The 20,927-nt window shown below is 49.1% G+C and carries 20 protein-coding genes; 6 read left to right on the plus strand and 14 right to left on the minus strand.

Going from position 1 to position 20,927, the window contains the following annotated elements; genetic code table 11:
• Positions 1–34 precede the first annotated feature (34 nt).
• Positions 35–991, minus strand: coding sequence for a nucleoside hydrolase (locus tag ACQQ6X_RS14245; protein WP_063207086.1), 957 nt, complete (start codon positions 989–991; stop codon positions 35–37).
• Between the two features lie 212 nt (positions 992–1,203).
• Here ACQQ6X_RS14245 and ACQQ6X_RS14250 point away from each other — a divergent pair, with 212 nt between their 5' ends.
• Positions 1,204–1,797: a hypothetical protein gene (locus ACQQ6X_RS14250; RefSeq protein WP_305165865.1), complete on the plus strand. Its 594-nt coding sequence runs from the start codon at positions 1,204–1,206 to the stop codon at positions 1,795–1,797.
• A 75-nt stretch (positions 1,798–1,872) separates the two neighbouring features.
• Here the strand turns inward: ACQQ6X_RS14250 and ACQQ6X_RS14255 are convergent, their stop codons facing one another.
• The 3 genes from ACQQ6X_RS14255 to ACQQ6X_RS14265 are packed head-to-tail and all read right to left on the minus strand — an operon-like array spanning position 1,873 to position 5,390.
• Positions 1,873–2,481, minus strand: a complete 609-nt coding sequence (locus ACQQ6X_RS14255; protein WP_305165866.1) for a pentapeptide repeat-containing protein — start codon at positions 2,479–2,481, stop codon at positions 1,873–1,875.
• Positions 2,482–2,518: 37 nt separating this feature from the next.
• Positions 2,519–3,028: a MarR family winged helix-turn-helix transcriptional regulator gene (locus tag ACQQ6X_RS14260; protein WP_305165867.1), complete on the minus strand. Its 510-nt coding sequence runs from the start codon at positions 3,026–3,028 to the stop codon at positions 2,519–2,521.
• The gene (locus ACQQ6X_RS14265) at positions 3,018–5,390 is read right to left on the minus strand and encodes an ATP-dependent DNA helicase (RefSeq protein WP_305165868.1); all 2,373 of its coding nucleotides are present in this window, start codon (positions 5,388–5,390) and stop codon (positions 3,018–3,020) included. The genes ACQQ6X_RS14260 and ACQQ6X_RS14265 overlap by 11 nt, the downstream gene beginning before the upstream one ends.
• Before the next feature lie 168 nt (positions 5,391–5,558).
• On the opposite strand from ACQQ6X_RS14265, the gene ACQQ6X_RS14270 reads away from it, so the two are divergent.
• Both ACQQ6X_RS14270 and ACQQ6X_RS14275 read left to right on the plus strand, forming a co-directional pair.
• A complete protein-coding gene (locus ACQQ6X_RS14270; protein WP_305165869.1) occupies positions 5,559–6,635 on the plus strand; it encodes a diguanylate cyclase in 1,077 nt (358 codons plus the stop codon).
• A 133-nt stretch (positions 6,636–6,768) separates the two neighbouring features.
• Positions 6,769–6,942 (plus strand): aspartyl-phosphate phosphatase Spo0E family protein, encoded by a 174-nt coding sequence (locus tag ACQQ6X_RS14275; RefSeq protein WP_013312483.1) that lies wholly within the window; start codon positions 6,769–6,771, stop codon positions 6,940–6,942.
• 63 nt (positions 6,943–7,005) lie between these two features.
• Here the strand turns inward: ACQQ6X_RS14275 and cidR are convergent, their stop codons facing one another.
• Positions 7,006–7,911 (minus strand): cidABC operon transcriptional activator CidR, encoded by a 906-nt coding sequence (gene cidR / locus ACQQ6X_RS14280; protein ID WP_331709494.1) that lies wholly within the window; start codon positions 7,909–7,911, stop codon positions 7,006–7,008.
• A gap of 131 nt (positions 7,912–8,042) precedes the next feature.
• Between cidR and ACQQ6X_RS14285 the strand changes: the two genes are divergently transcribed.
• On the plus strand, positions 8,043–8,414 hold the full coding sequence (locus tag ACQQ6X_RS14285; protein WP_063207104.1) for a CidA/LrgA family protein: 372 nt from the start codon (positions 8,043–8,045) through the stop codon (positions 8,412–8,414).
• Positions 8,411–9,088 (plus strand): CidB/LrgB family autolysis modulator, encoded by a 678-nt coding sequence (locus tag ACQQ6X_RS14290; protein WP_063207107.1) that lies wholly within the window; start codon positions 8,411–8,413, stop codon positions 9,086–9,088. Before ACQQ6X_RS14285 ends, ACQQ6X_RS14290 begins: the two co-directional genes overlap by 4 nt.
• Positions 9,089–9,237: 149 nt before the next feature.
• Here the strand turns inward: ACQQ6X_RS14290 and ACQQ6X_RS14295 are convergent, their stop codons facing one another.
• From ACQQ6X_RS14295 to ACQQ6X_RS14305, 3 genes are all read right to left on the minus strand, one after another.
• Positions 9,238–10,941, minus strand: a complete 1,704-nt coding sequence (locus ACQQ6X_RS14295) for a glycerol-3-phosphate dehydrogenase/oxidase (RefSeq protein ID WP_305166129.1) — start codon at positions 10,939–10,941, stop codon at positions 9,238–9,240.
• Between the two features lie 277 nt (positions 10,942–11,218).
• Positions 11,219–11,776: a glycerol-3-phosphate responsive antiterminator gene (locus tag ACQQ6X_RS14300; protein WP_305165870.1), complete on the minus strand. Its 558-nt coding sequence runs from the start codon at positions 11,774–11,776 to the stop codon at positions 11,219–11,221.
• Positions 11,777–11,981: 205 nt separating this feature from the next.
• Positions 11,982–12,935 (minus strand): alpha/beta hydrolase, encoded by a 954-nt coding sequence (locus tag ACQQ6X_RS14305; RefSeq protein WP_305165871.1) that lies wholly within the window; start codon positions 12,933–12,935, stop codon positions 11,982–11,984.
• 250 nt (positions 12,936–13,185) lie between these two features.
• Here ACQQ6X_RS14305 and ACQQ6X_RS14310 point away from each other — a divergent pair, with 250 nt between their 5' ends.
• Positions 13,186–13,821 (plus strand): NAD(P)-dependent oxidoreductase, encoded by a 636-nt coding sequence (locus ACQQ6X_RS14310; RefSeq protein ID WP_305165872.1) that lies wholly within the window; start codon positions 13,186–13,188, stop codon positions 13,819–13,821.
• Between the two features lie 113 nt (positions 13,822–13,934).
• Here ACQQ6X_RS14310 and ACQQ6X_RS14315 read toward each other — a convergent pair whose 3' ends face one another.
• From ACQQ6X_RS14315 to kduD, 6 genes are all read right to left on the minus strand, one after another.
• Complete coding sequence (locus ACQQ6X_RS14315; RefSeq protein ID WP_305165873.1) at positions 13,935–15,095, minus strand: cation:proton antiporter; 1,161 nt, start codon at positions 15,093–15,095, stop codon at positions 13,935–13,937.
• A gap of 309 nt (positions 15,096–15,404) precedes the next feature.
• Positions 15,405–15,992, minus strand: coding sequence for a GNAT family N-acetyltransferase (locus ACQQ6X_RS14320; protein ID WP_305165874.1), 588 nt, complete (start codon positions 15,990–15,992; stop codon positions 15,405–15,407).
• 58 nt (positions 15,993–16,050) lie between these two features.
• Entirely contained in the window at positions 16,051–17,412 is a 1,362-nt protein-coding gene (locus ACQQ6X_RS14325) for an MFS transporter (protein WP_305165875.1), read from the minus strand.
• A gap of 91 nt (positions 17,413–17,503) precedes the next feature.
• Complete coding sequence (locus ACQQ6X_RS14330) at positions 17,504–18,655, minus strand: winged helix-turn-helix domain-containing protein (protein ID WP_305165876.1); 1,152 nt, start codon at positions 18,653–18,655, stop codon at positions 17,504–17,506.
• Positions 18,636–19,874 (minus strand): CynX/NimT family MFS transporter, encoded by a 1,239-nt coding sequence (locus ACQQ6X_RS14335; protein WP_305165877.1) that lies wholly within the window; start codon positions 19,872–19,874, stop codon positions 18,636–18,638. Before ACQQ6X_RS14335 ends, ACQQ6X_RS14330 begins: the two co-directional genes overlap by 20 nt.
• A gap of 247 nt (positions 19,875–20,121) precedes the next feature.
• Complete coding sequence (gene kduD, locus ACQQ6X_RS14340; protein ID WP_305165878.1) at positions 20,122–20,898, minus strand: 2-dehydro-3-deoxy-D-gluconate 5-dehydrogenase KduD; 777 nt, start codon at positions 20,896–20,898, stop codon at positions 20,122–20,124.
• Positions 20,899–20,927: the final 29 nt, after the last annotated feature.

Raw genomic sequence — 20,927 nt, forward strand, 5'->3', positions numbered from 1 at the left:
TCACTTTAGGCCGCACGCCTGTAAAGCGTTAGGCTTAGTAACGTTTGGGAGCAGCCAGCTTGGCCAAATCGGCCATATACGTAAAGAAGGCTTCCGGGTCTGTATCATATACCAGGTTCACGGGGCGTCCATCTGCCTGTTCCACCGTTCTGCCCTGACTTGGGCCTTCTGCGATAACGCTGCAATGCACCGTCTTTTTCTTGACAATGTCCGGGCGTCCTACAGATGCAGTGGTCAGCACATCCCACAGGTAATAGGTTGAATTTGTCTCGCTATACACGAGCGGAGGACATCCTGCATAGCAATTGCCCAGGAAATCAATGCCCTCATATCGGCGCTCGGCAGCCCAACGATTGCGTACCGCTGGGGTTAAAGGCACTTTGCTTGTGCTTTCCAACGCAACCAGATCAATGGTGATGCCGCTTTGCCATACCCGATAGGCCGCTTCCGGGTCCCAGAACACATTCCACTCTGCGGTACCGTCATGCTCCGGCTCCTCTACATTCCCTTTTTCAAAGGTGCCGCCCATCCATACCAGCTTTTCAATCTTGGCTTCAATATCCGGTGCTTCATCCAGCGCACGAGCCAGGTCGGTTAGCGGTCCAGTGAATAGCAACAACGTTTTGCCTTCAGCTCCGCGTACCTTTTCGATCAGATGCTGATGAGCTGGCAGAGATGAAAGCGGCGCTTCCATTCGTCCTGATTCATTCAGCACGGGTAATGCATCTACATAGAAGGAGTGTAAACGCCAAGCGGCAGGAAACGGATTTTTACCGCGTGAATTAGACTTGGCGACTTCAACAGGGCCTTTAGATTGTCCAAAACGATCAATAATTTTGCGGCTGGCATCCGTCGCTGGCTCCAGGTAACCATCTGCTGGGATAACGGACACTCCAGTCAAATGAACCTGCTCCATCTGAAGCAGCATAAACAGGGATACTAGATCATCCACTCCACCATCATGATTAAAATAAACGTTTGTCTGACTCATCTGTCTCTTCCTTCCTTTATCCCCGTAAAACAGGCTTGTTCTTATCGGCAACCATCCTTCATTATGCCTGATCGCTACACAGGAGTAAATGTGCGATAGCGCCTGGATGAGGGATTTTTTTGTTGGCTCCATGCTTAATAAAGGTAGAAATGTGTGTAATAACAGGGTAGAATCATAGGTCATAATCGGAATCGTATGAAGGAGAGATGCATATGACAGCCCGAACCCTAGAAGAGTTGGAACAGATCCGCAAAGAGTGCAAATCCATGGTAATGAAAAGAGCGGCAGCTTCGGGAGGAGCTGTATTGGTGCCGATTCCGGGGGCTGACGTTCTTGCTGATGTCGGCATTTTGATGCAGCTGCTGCCTGCCATTAATGAAAAATTCGGATTATCCGAGCAGCAGCTGGATGGTCTGGATGCGGAAACCAAGTCGATGGTGTATGGCTTTATCACTTCAATCGGCAGCAAGCTGATCGGGCGACTCATCACCCGAGAAGCGATCGTGAAGATTTTACAGAAAATGGGCATTCGGATCGCCACCAAGCAGGTTAGCAAATTTGTCCCTTTACTGGGGCAAGGACTAGCCGCAGCGATTGGTTTTACTGCGATGAGGACTATTGGCAATCGGCATGTCGATGATTGCTACGAAGTGGCCAAACGTCTGCTGGAGCAGCAAACGACCGCAGATACGGCACGTAACTGGACGGTACCACAGCAACCTCTAGAACCCGTAGGAGTTAACCATTTGCCAAATCAGAATCCGGACGCAGCGATCCCGCTACTACCAGCTTCCCATAAAGATTAAACTTTCAGATTTAGTATTCTTCCACTTCTCAGCACGGGGTAACACAGGTCAGAACGCTCCTGTATCTCCGTGCTTTTAGCCATCTACCTTGGCTCCATAAGAACGTGCCACTGCTACGGCCTGCTCGATATCCAGCTTGGCTCCGGTGATGTTCAGATCTTTAAAATTCACGCCATCCATCTTTGCACCGCGCAGGTCTGTTCCTTGAAGATGGGCTTTGTGCAGCCTTACCCGGGTAAGATCCGCCTCCCGCAAATCTGCCTTTTCCAGATTACATTCGGATAAGTCCGCTTCTTTGAATCGTATTTTTCGCAAATCCTGTTTCCTTAAATCTGCATGACGTAAGTTCGTATAAGACCAGTCTCCGCCCGTAATCGTAATACCATCCATATTGGCCCCCGCAAAATCTGAACCTACCAGCTTGCAGTTATCAAACCGAACCACAAACAGGTTCGCGCTAGTGAATAGACAATTGGTAAACGCCGACTCCTTGTAGTGAGATGCATTCAGGATAGCCCCGGTAAAATCACAGTCCACAAAGGTGCAGCCTTCTACAAGAGACTCATTCATCTCTACACCCCGAAAGCGACATCGGGTAAACTCGCAATTTCTCCACTCGCCTTCTCTGGCATCCATCGAGCCAAAATCACGGGCTTCATAGACCTCATCTGTATAAAAGAACATATTCCCTCTCCTATTCCTTATTCCCGACACCAGGAATTCAGCATTTCGGCAACGAACGCTCAAAACCGTTTTTCATTTTTCCAAGCAAACTCTTCATCATCTTATGATCCTGTGGCGTAAACTCGGACATACACGACTGGATGAGCTTCGTATAATAAGGGACTATTTTGCTTAACAGTTCTCGTCCTGCCGCTTTTAATCCAACAGTTACCATCCGTCCGTCACTCTCGTGGGCCACGCGCTCTATCATTCCATCTCGCTCTAGACCGTCGATCAGCCCCGTCATGGTCCCGCGCGTGACATCCGCTTTTTCCGCTAACTCCGATGGTGTCATGCGATGCGGTGCATGGCAATGCAACAGGCTAAGAACGATAATCCGGCCCTGAGAAGCCCCTAACTTGGTCAAATCTGTATCCATCTCTCTGAAAATACCGTTAGCCAAGCGCGCAAATGTCACAAAAGTCTCTATATTATCTACTTCGGCATCCTCATGTCCAAAGCTACGCAGCACCCCGCGTATGGAGTCATTATGAAAATTAAAATTCATAGTCCATCCATTCCTTCCTTAATCCCGCTTGTTCCATCAAACGGTAGCTTTTCCATTCATCTGGCAACAAAGAAGCATAGGGTTCCTTGGCAAAACGATCGTCTACCAGCACCAGCAGCCCTTCGTCATGCTCTGTGCGAATAAGTCTGCCACCAGCCTGAAGAACCTTATTCATCCCCGGATATACATACGCATAGTTAAAACCATTCCGTCCCTGTTCCGAAAAATAATCCCGCAGCACATCCCGCTCCGCTCCAATTTGCGGCAAGCCGACGCCGACGACTACTACCCCATTTAGGCGATCACCTGGTAAATCGACACCTTCAGCAAACACACCACCCAATACGGCAAAGCCAAGCAGAGTGCGCTCCTGCCCAGGCTGGAAAGCTTCTAGGAACTGATCCCGCTCCGGTTCGGTCATACCTGGATTTTGTACCAGCGTATCTGCAGACACGCCCCGAAGCATGAACTCCTCATATACCTCTCGCAAATACGGATAAGACGGAAAAAACACAAGGACGTTCCCTTTCCGCTCCGCCACCAATCCAGCCAGCATATCCGCAATCGCCCCTTTGGAACGCTCACGATCCCGATAACGGATGGAGAGCGGCAGCAGACGTACATCCCATTGCTCCTGATGAAAAGGGGAAGGGACCTGTAATGTATAGTCTTCCTCGCTTGCTCCGAGCATGTCCCGATAATAAGCAAGCGGTGTCAACGTTGCGGAAAAGTAAATAGCCGAGCGGTAATTCTTTACAGCTTGTCCCAGCAGGTGTGAAGGATCGAGGCAGAACAGTTTGACCCTCACCTCACTGCGACCTGCTTCAATATAAGTAACGTAACGTTCATCATATAAAGCAGCCATTCGCAGCATATTTTGAGCGGTGAAATACGTATCCAGAAGCAATGCGTAAGCCGCCCCCTCACTGCTTGCACGGCTTGTATTGCTCCCTGTCACCAGCTCGCGTTCAGCGGCTTCCACAAAAGGCACCAACAGTTCCAGCACCTCTTGCGGCGCTGTTGATTCCACTGCTTTCCCTGTATCTGCATGCAGCTTGCGCAGCGTAATCATCTGTGCGTTCACTGCACTCGCAGCTGCAGCAATCTCCGTGTTTATCGACTTAAATTCTCTTTTCAGTTCCAAAAAAGAAGATTTCAGGATTTCCGCCGAAAACATGTCCCGTCCGCGTTCCACCAGATTGTGTGCCTCATCCACCAGTACAACACCTTTTCGTTTGTGCTCCTCCAGCAATCTTTTCAGAGAAATCCGTGGATCAAAAACATAATTATAATCACTGATTATACCATCCGAGGCATACGCCACATCTAGCGAAAACTCGAAGGGACATACCTTATGCTTGCGCGCATAATGCTCAATCACCGTCCGCGTCATTAACGTCTCATTCGCCAAAATATCGGACACCGCACCGTTGATCCGGTCGTAGTAACCCTCGCACATGCTGCATGCCCCAGCATCACAATCATGCTCATCCTTGAAGCAAATTTTATCCTTGGCCGTCAGCGTTACCACATGCATATGCAGCCCCTGGGCCTGCATTCGGGCATATGCCTCTTCAGCTGCTGCGCGAGTCGTGGTACGAGCCGTTACATAATATACTCGCCTAGCCAGCCCTTCGCCAATCGCCTTAATCGCAGGAAATAAGGTGGATACCGTTTTACCGATACCGGTGGGCGCTTTGGCAAATAAGTTGACTCCTTCGGCAATCGTCTTATACACCGAGCCCGCTAAAGTTCGCTGACCCGAACGATACGTGTCAAAGGGAAAATTCAACCTAGCAATACTGGCATCCCTCTTCTCCGCATGTGCTCTCAGCAGGAATGCATATGGTGCATAACTAGCAATCATTTCCTGAGCATAAGCTTCCAACTCCGCAAAGGATAGTATCCGTCTAAAGCGACGAATATGTTCACTGTGTGCCTGTACATAAGTAAGTTGAACCTGCATGGAATGATGCTGCTCCTCACGAGCAATCATATAGGCATACAGAAATGCTTGCGCCCAGTGCACAGGCTGGCCGTCTCCCTGAATATCTTCGAGGGGCTGAGAGATCGATTTAATTTCATCCACCGTCCATACGCCATCCAGCTCAATCCATCCGTCACAGCGGCCCTCAATGACAAATAATTCACCTTCATATGAAATTTCTGTACGCAAATGTACCTCTTTGCGATCATGCTCCTTGTAACTCTTCTGGATAGCCTGATGCACGCGAGTTCCTTCCTGCATACTGCTATTCGAGCGAAAACCGCTCTGAATGCTGCCACTCCGATGCACATATTCCACAAGTGGACGCACCGAAATGTGAATTGGTTCCTTCATACGATCACCCGTTCCGGTCATAGTCCTTACACTGTACCACGTAGATCAACGAAACGTAAGGGACATAAGAATCGTTTGTGGTCGATGGGTATTCATTCATATCTACTTTTTACCGAAATATAGAAACGAGGCCTTTTACTTTATTCCCAACGATACTACAACTCACATTACAGCATAAAGGACAGGGATATGTTAAAAGAATTAATTAACAATTTTGCGTTATTAACGAGCTTCTTATTCTTCGGAAATTTATTTTCCCGGAAATATGAACGTTACCTGACAAATCATGCACTCATTCATCAGATATTAAACGGTTTAATGCTGGGCGTGTTTGGCATTCTGTTAATGATGACCGGTTTATGGATCCGTGGATACTTTGTGGTTGATCTGCGCCAATTGGCAATTATCATATCTGTTTATATAGGAGGATCGGTATCCGGTCTGCTGACCACCCTGATCGTCATCCTGTATCGTATTTACATCACAGGGGGATGGACGGATATTACTCTGACTGTTACGGTTAATTGCTTCATGACACTAGTCCTTTCACTTATCTTTATTCGGGAAAAAAAGCTAGCACTCGGCAAATGGATGTCAGCCGTGCTTGGGGCTGTTGTTGTGTCGCTGTTATCCGCCTTTTTTGTGGATAATCCCCCTAACCTAGAATCTATCATAATAATCACAACCGTAAAGATTCTTGGCGGCTTGTTCACTTATTTTATGATGTCCCATATCAAAAAAACAGAACGGGCTATTCACCTGCTGGAAGAAGCTGCGAACCGCGATCATTTAACCGGACTATACAGTCCGCGTGCTTTTGATGCGCTGTTCGAAGAGGTACTTCATGCTTCCAAGGCTACAAAAAAACCCTTTGGACTTGTGATGCTAGATATTGACCACTTTAAAGAAATTAATGATACGTATGGCCATTTGAACGGAGACGCCGTCTTAAGCCAACTGGGAATTTTGTTAAATCGGGAATCTACAACGAGAGCATACCCCTCCCGTAAAGGCGGAGAGGAATTCGCAATTCTACTCGGAGATTGTGATACCGAAAAGGCGGCAAGCTTTGCCGAGAAGATTCGAAAAGCTGTGGAAAATGAATGTTTTCTCTTGAATGACGGGACCATAATCTCCTTAACCGTATCCATCGGAGCAGGCAGCTCTCCTGCTATTGCATCGAGGCGTTTATTGGAAAAGGCAGACGAAGCGTTATATGAAGCCAAACGATCAGGACGCAATCGGGTAAAGTTGGCAAAACCATAATTATTAGTCGCTAAATGTCAGGAAAGCTGGATTAATGTTAATAAAAAGTGGTAAAATGGAAATAACATCGTTATCAAAAAACTTCTGCCGCTAGTGGAGACATGCCTTACAATCGACATGGGGGGTGGGCTTTGTGAACCTCGAACAATTGGAAAAACTCATGGAAAAAGAGCGTCGTGAACTGAATCGCATGGCTGACTTACACGGATTAAAAGATGAACGTGTATTGGACAAATCCTCCAGGCTTGACCGTATTATGGACAAGTACCTTCACACCAAGCGCGCAATAAACCAAACACACTCCTAAAAGCAAGCTACATCGCTGCCCCTCAGGGCAGCTTTTTTATGATCTAAGCTGCATCCGTCCTTCTCATCGGCGACTCCCGCCATATTCTGTCCGCAACAATCGCTGTGTGAAGGATATCCACTCTCGGGCAGCAAAGGACAGATATCGATCGTTCCGCCAGATCATCCCCAAATGCCAAGGAATGACAGGGTCAACGAGCGGAAGAATACGCAAACGTTCGGAATCCAGATCTCGGCATATCGCCTCAGGTAATAACGCTACTCCCAGGTTGGCAGCAACCATCTCGCTGATCAAATCCCATTGAGAACTTTCGTAGACTACACGCGGTTGAAAGCCGGCACGAACACATTCGGCAATGATACGGTCATGCAGCGTAAAATCCTCACGGAACAGCACAAATGCCTCCTCTGCTAACGCAGATAACGGCACCTCCTTGCACTCGGCCAGTGCATGCGTGGGATGAACGAGCAAATTCAGCTTTTCCTCCACAAATAGAAATGTCTCGAACATATCTCCAACCGGAGGCAGCACAATTACGCCGATGTCCAGTGCTCCAGCTTCTACGTCTTGCTCCACTTTTTTAGCCCCATCCTCGAACAATTGAATAGTTACATCGGGAAAAGCCTTATGAAATTCACCAATGACACGCGGAAAAAAGCTAGACCCGACCATAGGAGGCAAGCCGATGCGAATATGTCCCTTTTTCAGGTTCATCAAATCACTCAGCTCCGAGGACAGGCTCTGAAAGGACTTTACAATCGCTTGTGCCTGAAGCTCAATGACCTTGCCCGCATCCGTCAGTACGATTCTTTTGCCAATGCGATCAAACAAAGTAACTCCCAATTCTTCTTCCAGGCTTTTAATCGTCTTACTAATCGTCGGCTGAGTAATGAACATGCTCTGGGCTGCCTTCGTAAAGCTGCGCAACCGCGCGACTTCCAGAAAATATTGCAAATGTCGGATATCCAAAGCTACACCTTCTTCCATAGATAAACGGAATAGACTTCATTCTTTATATGCATTTTACTCATGAAAGCTTGTGATGTAAAATTTCATTACAGTTTGAAAATAACAGATCTCAAAGATAGGAGACTTTATATATGAAAAGCTTCATACGCGGTGTCCTTCAGATCGCCGTCCTGATGGCCTTTTCGCTCATCCTGAACGCGCTGGTCTCCTGGCTCCACTTGCCTATACCTGGTAGTATCGTCGGTATGCTGATTCTCTTTGTTCTGCTGCAAACGGGTGTGGTTCGACTAAGCTGGATCGAGGTCGGCGCAAACTGGTTGCTGGCCGAACTGCTATTATTCTTTATTCCCTCCGCTGTTGGTGTTATGAATTATTGGCCGATGCTGGAACACGATGGCATGAGCATTATGCTGGTCGTACTGCTCGGCACCTTCCTGGTGATGGCCTGCACAGGTATGATCGCCAGTCTGCTTGGTAAACGAAAGGAGCATAAATCATCATGACCGGTCTTCTATGTATTGTATTGACACTTGCTATTTACTGGATGGCCAAACGCATGTACCGCACACTGCCCAAGGTGTATATGTCCCCATTGCTCATTACACCTGTTGTTATTATTTTGATTTTGACACTGACGGGTGTGAATTACCGTTCTTATAATTCAGGCGCTCAGTTGCTATCCATGCTGCTACAGCCAGCTACGATTGCATTTGCTGTCCCTTTATACCGATATTTCCCTGTGTTAAAGAAACACGCCGCTCAAATTGTACTTAGCGTATTGTCTGGATCTGTCGTAGCCGTGCTGTCCTCCATGGCGCTCGCCAAGTGGATGCACCTGGATTCCTCGCTGCTGAGCAGCCTGATTCCTCGCTCCATTACGACGCCTATTGCGATGAATGTATCGCAAACGATTGGCGGTAATCCGACAGTCACGGCTGTATTCGTTATTCTGACCGGATTGAGCGGTCTTATTATCGGTCCGATGACCGTCAAGCTGTTCCGTATCGAAAATGAAGTTTCACGCGGGGTATTGCTCGGCACCGGCGCTCATGGTACAGGTACCTCCAAAGCATTCGAGTTCAGTTCGCTGACAGGTACCATCTCCAGCATCTCGATGGTGCTCGCCGCTCTCTTTACCTTAGCGGCTGCGCCGTTCCTGTTCCACTTGATGCTATAAGCCATCTGTAAAACAAAGAAGCAGCGATTCTCTTATGAATAGAGAATCGCTGCTTTTGTTTTGTATGCCCTTTTCATTTAAAGCAATGGTGAGAACGGAATGATTGTAGAGAAGCGGAGCGATCAAGGATATGCATCCTTCAAGCTGTATCAGATGGCTTTAACGGCGCCAGGTTCTGCCTCTACCTCTACAGGTGTCACCGCTTCATAGAGGTAAGCATCCAGCTCAGTCATATATTGGCGTTCTTGCTCGGGGCTCCAGCCTGCATGTTCGGCCATCAATGCAATGGCAGCCTGCTTCCAGCGCTTCACTTCGTCAATCTGAAAGAACAGCGCCCCGGTTCGGCGTATAAAAAAATCAGACGGTGTCACCGTCATTTCCTGTTCCATCGCGTACAGAAGCGGAACACGTACTTCCACAGGCAGCGCCGCTTCCGTCTCGGTGGCGTTCTTCATGCTCCGTGTCGCTATGGCAAACAGTCGCTCCACGTTAGAACCATAGCGAACAGCCCAGGCTCTCGCGGTTTCCGGCGATAGGCCGAGCGCGGCGCCCGCTGCGGCTTGCTTGCTCACGAAAGCGTCCCAGCCTGCCGAGCCGCCTACGCTGCCGCCCGAAATCGGGATCTGCCTCGTGCGGCATGCCCGAAAGCTCTGCCCATGCAAGCGGCCCAGCTCCCGTACCGCACGATCCACGACGAGTTCGGACATTTTCCGGTAGCCCGTCAGCTTGCCGCCTGCAATCGTGATCAGCCCTGAACGGGATTCCCAAATTTCGTCCTTGCGTGAAATCTCTGAAGGGCTTTTACCGTCTTCATAAATAAGCGGGCGTACCCCTGCCCAACTGGATTCCACGTCTGTAACCTTCAGTTTCACATCCGGGAACATCCCGTTGATCGCCTGAAGCACATACGCCCGGTCTTCGGCAGTCATCCGAGGATGCGCCGTATCTCCCTCATACACCGTGTCGGTTGTACCTGCATAGGTTTTGCCGTCACGCGGGATCGCGAATACCATGCGTCCATCCGGTGTATCGAAGTACACTGCCTGTTGAAGCGGGAAGCGCTCACCATCGAATACCAGGTGGATCCCCTTTGTCAGGCGAAGCACCTTTCCTTCTTTGGAGCGATCCATTTCCCGCAACGTATCTACCCAAGGCCCGGCAGCGTTAATGACCAGCGAAGCCCTGATTTCGTATGACTTCCCCGTTACCCGATCGGTTACACTGGCACCGCTTATTCGTCCGCTGTCATACAGCAGCTTGTCAGCCTTGGCATAGTTCACAGCCAGGGCCCCTCGTGTAACGGCTTCCTTCATCACCTCAATCGTCAGGCGAGCATCGTCTGTGCGGTACTCCACATAGCTGCCGCTTCCCTTCAGCCCTTCTCTCTTCAGCAAAGGCTCGCGCTCCAGCGTAGCTTGAATGTCCAGCATGCGGCGGCGCTCACTACGCTTCACGCCAGCGAGAAAATCATACACTAGCAACCCGACAGAAGTGGTAAACGCATTAAATGTGCCCCCCTGGTGAAAAGGAAGCAGCATACGCTCCGGAATGGTCACATGAGGACCATTTTCAAATACGATAGCTCGCTCCTTCCCAACCTCGGCTACCATCTTCACTTCAAATTGCTTCAAATAACGAAGACCGCCATGCACCAGCTTGGTAGAACGACTGGATGTGCCTGCTGCAAAATCCTGCATTTCCACCAGCGCAGTCTTCAAACCACGATCCGCCGCATCCAGCGCAATTCCCGCCCCTGTAATGCCGCCGCCAATAATTAAAATATCAAAATGCTCACGCCCCATACGTTCTAAAACAGCCGTTCTCTCCTGTGCAGCAAATCCTTGTTCTCCCATCATCTATCCCTCCAATTTGTACATGTCTGCTATGCAATCTGACACCGGGAATCATCAAAAGGTACAAAAAAAGACCACGAACATCGCTGCGGCGGATGCCGAGCGGTCCATGGTCTCTCCAAGTCTCCTGACGAGTATTAACTTATTTATATCGTAGCACACACAGTACACGATGAAAAGGGAAATCTGCCTGCATTCACAGCAGGTCGTTCCCCGCGCCAAGCCAAAGGTCGCCCTCCTTGCTTATTATGTAGGTAGCCCACTTGTTCAAAAAAAGCTATCGCTTATAGTGCTCAAACAGTTGTTTATTGGAGGTCGTAACTGCTGCAGCACCCGCTGCCAACGCTGCCTCCACATCCTCAGGGGTACGAATAAGTCCACCAGCCAAAATAGGAATACCCGTGCGTTCACTGACCTCTGCGATCATCGGCGGTACAACACCGGGCAGCACCTCAATATAATCAGGACGCGTTTTTTCCACCAGTGCGTAGCTTTTTTCCAGCGCAATCGTATCCAGCAGGAACACTCGTTGTACAGCCAGAATTCCCTTTTTTTTAGCGGTTGCAATCACCCCCGAACGGGTTGAGATAATCCCAAATGGCTTAATCTCCTGACACAAATACTCAGCGGCATACTCATCATTTTTCAAGCCTTGCACCAGATCGGCATGTAGAAGCATCTGCTTGTTGCGGCTCCTTGCCATCTGATACAGGTTGCGCAGCTGCGCGACATGCGTATCCAGGAAAACAGCATACTCATAAGAGCTGTCCAAAATATCCTCCAACTGCCTCATATGCTTAGCTGCAGGTAAAATGCGTTGTCCCTGAAATGGCATGGATATCCCCCTTGGGCCGAATGTCGTTTAAAACTCGTTCAAATTTTATATTATCATTTTGTTCGACGAACGTGAAGCGGTTTCAATGAGGATATGTATAAAGGCTGTCCTCCCTGCTTTTAGCATCTGCGGGAGAAGACAGCCTTATCCGTCATAGGACTCGATCAGATTACAAGGTGGGACCCTTGAATTGTTTTATAGGAGACTAGCCCTCAAACCCTTGGCGCAGCCACGAGGTAGCCAGCATGATCGCGCCGCGCTTGGCTGCGGTTTCCGACAATGGGTTCAGCATCACAAAGTCATGGATGATACCCTGAAAGCGTACAGCGGTCACATCTACCCCCGCTTCACGTAGCTTGTTCGCATAGGCTTCACCTTCATCCCGCAACACATCGGCCTCGCCTGTAATAACCAGCGCACGTGGTAGCCCTTTGAGCTGGTCTATAGTGGCACGTAACGGGGACGCTGTGATTTGTGCTCGTTCGTTGGGATCCGTCGTATATTGATCCCAGAACCATTGCATCCCTTCACGGCTCAGGAAATACCCTGTGGCGAACTCATGATATGATTCCGTATCAAAGGAAGCATCCGTCACCGGATAGAATAGCAACTGCTGCCGAATAGCAGGGCCACTGCGTTCTTTGGCCAGCAAAGTGACAGCTGCGGTCATGTTGCCACCGACACTATCTCCGGCGATCGTCAGCGTATCTGGCTTCAGCCCATGCTCGTGCCCATGCTGTGCCACCCATTGAACGACCGCATAAATCTCCTCAATCGCCGTCGGATATTTGGCTTCAGGCGACAAGCTGTATTCCGGGAATACAACAGCTGCCTGTGAGTCCACCGCTAGTTCACGAATCAGTCGGTCATGCGTATGAGCGTTACCAAATACCCAGCCTGCTCCATGGATATAGACGATGACCGGGAGATCACCTGTCACCTGTTGCGGACGAACAATTCTGACCTTCACCTCACCGCCAGGACCACCTGGAATCGACAGATCCTCCAGGTCTGCCGCAGGTTTATCTGCTGGACCAGATTGAACCTCGTTGACCGTTTCCCGTCCTTTTTCAGGTCCCAAATCATACAAAAACGGAGGCTTGGCATTATCGTCTGCGAATTTTTGCGCTGCGGGCTCCAGCTGTACTTTTTTACTCATATCGTTTCACTCTTCCTTTCTTATCTGCGTCCTATATGGTTCCAATATGCTTTAAATGTACTCATTTACGTATCACCTTATATTTAAACGAGTTCCTCTCTGTCCAATCGGAGGAATTTATTTTGCCTAACAGAAGAGCTTGACTTTTATTTTATATTGTAACTATAATAGTTACATATTTAAGTTCAAGGATGAACACGCAGTTAAAGAAATGAATTTCCAAATCATATTTATAGGAGGATATACTATTATGAAAATTGCAGTTATTGGTGCAGGTGGTAAAGCGGGAAGTAATATCGCAAAAGAAGCATTAGACAGAGGTCATGAAGTCACCGCCATTGTACGTGACCCGGCTAAGGTAACGGACAAGCGTGCTGCTGTAGTACAAAAGGACGTCTTTGATCTGAAAACAGATGATCTGAAGGGTTTTGATGTTGTTGTTAATGCTTTTGCCGCTCCATTCGGACAAGAGCATCTGCATGTAGATGCAGGTAATGTACTGATTGAGGCTCTCCGCCATGTATCCGGTACTCGTCTGATTATCGTAGGTGGTGCAGGCAGCTTGTTTACGGATGAATCCCAGACACTCTTGGTCAAGGATACTCCTGATTTCCCTGATTTTGTATATCCAACGGCTCATAACCAAGGAAAAAATCTGGACATTCTACGCGGTACCAGCGACCTGAACTGGACGTTCATTAGTCCTTCCGCGGAATTCGCCCTCGGCAAACGTACAGGCTCTTACCAAGTGGGCAAGGACACACTGCTGGTTAATTCCAAAGGTGCAAGCTATGTCAGCTATGAGGATTATGCTGTTGCCGTAGTAGACGAAATTGAAAAACCACAACATCTGAATCAACGTTTCACTGTTGTATCCGAATCCTAATTCTGTAGCTGAACCGAACATTCCAACATAAAAAGACCCTTCTGGTTCACTTTCCATCCTGCTTGGAAAATGATCCAGAAGGGTCTTACTGTAGGTCTAGTCCGTCCAATCCTCTACTTTTCAACTTGGCTTACAGTCTTCCGATCACTAAAGCATAGCTTAAGAATTGGAGGTGCGGCCAACGTCGTCAAAATAACGGCAATGATAACTGAGGTAAAATACTGCTGTACCAGCAGACCCGTCTGCAACCCGGTGGCTGCGATAATAAGTGCAACTTCGCCACGAGATATCATGCCAGAACCAATCGCAAGCGAGGAACGGGTATTAAAACCTGTCAGCCGCGCGCCGATGCCTCCTCCGACTAACTTCGTCACCAGCGCTATCAGTGTCAAAACAACAACAAACCCAAGCTGCTGCCCCACTCCCTCAAAAGATACATTTAAGCCAATGCTGACAAAAAACACAGGAACAAAGATGGAATAAGCGATAGGCTCCACCTTTTCTTCTACGACCTGCTTAAAGCTTGTTTGCGAAATGGCAATCCCGGCAGCAAAAGCTCCGATAATGCCCGCCATACCCATCAAATCTGCGAAGTACGCAAAACCGAAGCAAATAACCAAAGCAGCAGTAATCACAGCTTCTGTCACTTTGAGGGGGGCAAGTATTTTCATAATCCATGGAACAACGAACCAGCCCCCCAGAATAGCTACCACGAAAAAGATCAGCTTCTTGCCAACAAGAAGTCCCAGCGAGGTTTGTCCACCCATACCGAATATACTCATCATTACCGCAAGCAGGACTACGACGAGCACATCGTCCAGTACGGCTGCGCCCAAAATGGTCGAGCCTTCCCGGGTATTCAGCTTGTTCATATCCTTGAGCACCTGCACCGTAATGCTTACGGAAGTAGCACTCAAGACAATCCCCAGAAACCATCCTTCATGCACTGAAAATCCAAAGGCTTCACCAACTCCAAAACCACAGAACAACGGCAACATAATCCCCCCGACCGCCACTGCAACCGCAGGTTTCCAGTTGCGCCGAAGCTGATCCAGATCCGTCTCCAGCCCGGCAATGAACATCAACAGCAACACGCCGATTTCAGACATATCATGAATCAGCGAATCATTTTGCACCCATCCCAGAACTGCCGGGCCCAGTACAATACCAGCGATCAGCTTTCCTAATACTGCTGGTTGACCAAGCTTAACCGATAGATGACCGGCTATTTTTGTAAACAACAGAATCAATAGAAGATACAATATAAATTGCATAGTCTGATAACCTCCTTTGGTTTATCCTCGAACTTGTTTGTGCAAACTCACGATATTAAAGGAAACAGATCGTAATAAAGTGTAAAACAAGCAGGCAAACTATGTGTCTGGCCTTAAAGAACAACAAGCAAATAAAAAGGGGAACCCGAAATACAGCACAGGTTCCCCTAAAAAGACATAAAGGAGCCTTGGTGACAGGCTCCTCCGATAGTTCATCTATTCATTTGATGTTGTCGGTCATACTTGCACAAACAAGTAATTTTATCTTTTAATTATATCTTTTCTGCAAGCCCATGTAAACGTATGGTGTCAACTCTCTGCTTTTTTTACATACCGGGCACAGTATTCATGATGCAGCATACTCATCAAAATCGAATCATGATATTCATGATTGTAGAATAAAGCATCCCGCTGCACTCCTTCACGCTTAAAGCCTACTTTTTCATAGCAGCGAATGGCTCGCTCATTAAAATCAAATACATTCAGCTCAATCCGATGCAGGTTACAAACACCGAACCCATAGCCCAGCATGAGTACAAGTGCTTCGGTGCCATAGCCTTTCCCCTGATTTCCTTGCTCATTGATCGCAATACGGATGTTGGCGCTGCGATTCAGGCTGTCCATATCTTGCAGCGCAATATCGCCGATGACACGATCATCCTCCTGAAGTGCAATGAGCAACAGCAGGCTTGAGGTATCCTGCCCTTTAGCTTCAATATAACGGGCAATCTGCTCCTTGGTAAAGCTTCGCTGTGTACCTGTCAGCCTCCGCACTTCCTGATGGAACAATGTATTGTAGTATAACTCGGTGTCCTCCACGTTAATGGGACGGAGGTATACCCGTGATCCTTCAAGCAATCGTGCCACAGGCGTTACGGACGAAGAATTTTGAGTCAACTCGATCACTCCTATGCTAAAATATAAAAATTTAAATTTCTATAATGGAAGCAAACGATTACGCCAGGTCGACATTTTGTTCAGCAGAAGGGATAGGATCAGCGAGAGACTCCCGCCAAATTACGGATTGAAGCAGTAGTCCTGCTAAGCCCAGGATTCCTACGGTCATGCCGATCCAGACAAAAGCCGCCCCCGCCCCTGCTATTCGGATCAATACTCCCCCGGCAAGCGGCGAAATAACCATGATCGCTCCAATGACGGTACTTTGGATACCGAAGACGCGCCCCACCATATCAGCAGGGGTTTTGGCTTGTAATATGTAATTCTGGGTGATAATGTACAGCCCGTTCCCCACACCTAACATAGCCCCGATCGCAAGCAGTACGGGGAGTCCTGTCCCCGGTTGCGCCCAGCCTAAAGCGGCAATCGCTCCGCCAACCAGCACATACCCTCCGCCAAGCCCCCAGCCTGCGCTTACACGATTCAAGCGATTCAGCACAAGCATACAGCCAACAGCGCCAGCACCTATAGCTGAAACCAGCCAACCGAGCAGCGATTCGTTGCCCGGGGCGAGCACTCGCAGCAACGTAGGAAACTGGTAGTCGATCATAAGAATGGCGATCAAGCCGAACAGTCCGAATATGAGCGTGTGCAACAGCATTCGACTGCGCCAGAGGAATGCCCAGCCTTCCCGCCACTGACTGATAAAACGAGATGCGCGAGCAGCCTCTGTCTGCATCTTGGCCCCATCAGCCTCATGCGCTGTAAGCGATGCCGACTTTCCTGGCTGCTCGTCAGCAACCGCTTGCGAGTCTGTGCTGGCCAGCGCCGGACCGATGCCACGCAGCGGCCAGAGCAGCAGGCCGGAGCAGAGGCGCAGCAGTGCATTCAGGATGATGCATGCTTGCGGGGACAGCACAGTCAAGGTCACGGCGCCCAGCAAGGGTCCCGCGACTTTGGAGGCCTGATTGACCAGTCCGTTTAGTGAGGTTGCGCGGAAAAGGTCGCTACTGGCGACTACTGTACGGGTCAAGCCTTGCTGTGACGGCATTTGGAATACGCCAGCCGCCGCGCGCAAACCGAGCAAAGGCAACAGCCACGCCGGACCTGGGACGGCGAGAATCGCCAGCGTCAGTAAGGCAATAGCTGCATCGCAGATGATCATCAGCCGCGCCTTGTGTACCCGGTCGGCTAACGTACCTGCAATAGAACCGAGCAGCAGACCCGGCAGTGCCATGACTACCGGTATCAGCGCAATCAGCATGGGGTCGGCTTCCCAGCGGTAAGCAACAAGCACCTGAATGGCGATAGCATCAAACCAATCGCCAAAGGAAGCAGCCGTATGTGCCGCAAACATCCGCCGAAAACGACCATTACGCCAAATACTGGACGTGGATTGCAACTCTTTCTCTTCCTTCATTTCTATTCACCCTGCTCTCATTTTCTGCTTCATTAGCAATAAGAACATTCTAGCGGGTCTTTATCAGAGGAAAATCAGACAGCTAAAAAAGTCAGGCCACAGAAAGGATCTGCTCCAGCCAGCGCTTCAGCACCGAACGATGCAGTGTCAAACGATTGTCCCGGTCAAGCTGATCGTATTGAGCCGCATACTTCTCTTCCAGCATGGGATATGGGCCGCAAAGCTTTAAGAAACTGCGAATTTGACTAACCGCTTTGATTTTTAGCAGTTCCTGTTTCGCCATATCAAGGGTGTCCAGTCCCTCATCCATGAGCCGCTCAGCGTTGTCCACATCTCCAGTACGCAACAGCATAAGTCCGCGCAGCATGCGATAACGGCCCAGTTCGCGCAAATACGGAGCCTCCGACAGCATGCCTTCCAGGCGATCAGACAGCTCAGCAGCCTTTTTTATACGATTGGCAACCAGATGCATGTACATCTCCATGAGCGCAACCGGCATCACAAATTTGTCGAGATCATCCCGCTCCATGATCATGAAGGTCAATGGCAGGCCTTCCTGTGCGCGTTCTGGTTGTCCAAGTTCCACATAAGCCTCCATGATATTGAGGATGCGTAACTCCCGCTCTTGGTCACTGGACAGCAATCCGCTGGCGAGCGCACGTTCACATAGGGCAAGCCCGTGATCCGTCACCCCTGCTGTGCCTGTATATAGCAGCAGCATCCAATACAAACGGTCTGCGGGTGCAAAATCCTCCCGCTTTAAGAACCAAGACACATCCGCCTGCACAAAACGGATATACATTTGATAATAGGCAGACATTTGGAAACCCAGTTGCTCCTGCTGTTCAGCCAGTGCTACGATGGAATCGCCCTGCCCCAGCAGGTGATACTTTCGGAAAAGTCCATGAACGGCGTCCTGCACTTCCTGATCGTGCAAAGAAGGATGATTCCGTGGTTGTATGTCAGTCAGGGTCAAGCTGTATCCATACCCTCTAACCGTATGGATACGAAGTCCAGTCCATGCCTTCAGTTTTTTGCGCAATCTGTAGATATGATCATCCACTGTACGCTCCACTGGATATTCCAGCAGCCACACACGATCCAGCAGTTGTTCCCGGGTGAACACCTGATTCCGGTTATCGTATAGGAAGCGCAGCAACGCAAACTCTTTAGCCAACAACATAACACGATTTGCATTATAGACCACGCTATAGCCATCTGCATCAAATTGCAGTCTGATCATCCACCTCGCCTCCGACATATCGTTTCTTGGCTGCACCCAGGCCTGTAAACATGAGCAGCACACTCAGGCACAAGAGTAAAAGCAGCGGAATTGTCCAGCCTTGTGTCGCATCATGCAAATAACCGAATAGTGTCGGTCCTGTCGCTGCCAGCAAATAACCAAAGGATTGCGCCATACCTGACAGCTCTGCTGCCTGCTGCGGTGTCCGGGTCCGCAAATTAAAGAACATCATGACTAGCGGGAAAGCAAAACCACCTGCTATTCCAATACAAATAACCCAAACCACACTCCACTGTGTAGCCCCGAGCAGAAATCCACCCAGACCGATAAAATAGAGTACTGCCATAATCAGAACCAATAGCCGCTGATCCTTCACTCGCGCCGCCCAAATAGGCACAATAAAAGTAAATGGCATTTGTGAAAATTGCAGCACAGACAGCATCCATCCCGCAGTTTCTGAGTCCATTCCCTGTCCGCTCATCATTTCGGGAAACCAGGCAGCAGGAACATAGAAAAGGGCAGATTGCAGCCCCATGAACAGCGTCACCTTCCAAGCCAAAGACGATTTATACACATTCACCGTTCGGGCGGATACTACCGCTTGATTAGCCGTTCGGCGCACCTTAAGAAGCTGGGGCACCCAGAGTAAAATACCTACGACGCCAATAATCGCCCAGATCCCTAAAGCACCACGCCAGCCCATTCCTCCATTCAGAGCCAGCGGTATACTCAGACCGGATGCTGTTGCAGCGACCACATTCATGGATACGGAATATACGCCGGTCATCAGTCCGCTGTTGCGAGGGAACTCCTCTTTGATCAGGCTAGGCAGCAAAACATTGCATACAGCAATAGCCAGTCCCAGCATCGCAGTCCCGACAAATAATGCAGTCACCCCCAGCGTCGAGCGCACTACAATACCTGCGGTCAACAGCAGCAAGGCTGCAAAAATAACAAGCGGCGACCCGAAGCGCCGCGACAGTTGGGCTACAAAAGGCGACAACAGCGCAAAAGCAAGCAGCGGTAATGTCGTTAACAGACCACTTAGTGTATTTGAAATATGCAAAGAATCCTTAATCAAACCGATAAGAGGCCCTACGGAAGTAATCGAGGCGCGCAGATTGGCACCTACCAGGATGATCCCTACGGCTAGCACCCAAGGACCGGCATGCCACAAAGATTTGTATACCAAAGCTCGTTGGTGTTGCTGTGAACTCATCTCTCCATTCTCCAATCTATCTGTGTTATGCTCAAAGGCTCCAACCAAGTGAACGGCTGGAGCCTAGGCATTTTTTTATCTCATTAAATTATAAAGGCATTCGTGCCATATGCATAGGACGGAATCGATACAGCGTCCCAAATCTTCATGTTCAGCTTATCGCTTCATCATGCAAAAAAGCTGGCTGAAAGGACGGATTCCTGTTCAGGCAGCTTTCAGTTCATGACTTATATGCGGTCAGCGCTGCTTAACGTACCAGCCAGCCGCCATCCACCGCCAAGATATGACCGTTCATGTAGTCCGAGCCTTGACTGGCTAGGAAAACAACAACCCCCATCAGATCAGACGGATCGCCCCAACGGCCAGCAGGAATACGTGACAGGATCTCTCGATTGCGATTTTCATCCGCACGAATTGGAGCGGTATTCGCCGTAGCAATGTAACCAGGAGCAATCGCGTTAATCTGAATGTTATGAACCGCCAGCTCGTTTGCGAATGCCTTGGTCAAGCCAGCTACTGCATGCTTGCTTGCTGTATAAGGCGGAACGAACTTGCCGCCCTGGAAAGCAAGCATAGAAGCGACATTGATAATCTTCCCGCTTTTTTGCTCTACCATTATCTTCGCCACTTCCTGGCTCAAATGGTATACAGCATTCAGGTTGATTTCCATAACAGCGTCCCAATCTTCGTCCTTATACTCCAGCAAAGGAGCACGGCGAATCGTGCCCGCATTATTGACAAGGATATCAATTTTGCCAAATTCCTTGATGCACTCTTCTACAAGCTTTTTAAGGGATGCTTTTTCAGTCAGATCTGCTTGGTAAAAGACAAACTTCACACCCGTCGGCTCCAGCAGACGTCTTGTTTCTTCATAATCATCATTGTTAGCTACAATGAACAGGTTTGCACCTGCTTTGGCCAAAGCTACGGAGTATCCTTGACCCAAACCAGTGTTGCCTCCTGTTACAATCGCCGTTTTACCTTTAAGACTGAAAAAATCCAATGAAAAATGGTCCAGACCCATGCCTACGCCTCCATCACACATTAGTATAA

This window comes from Paenibacillus ottowii (genome assembly GCF_050516475.1).
Lineage (GTDB): Bacteria > Bacillota > Bacilli > Paenibacillales > Paenibacillaceae > Paenibacillus > Paenibacillus ottowii.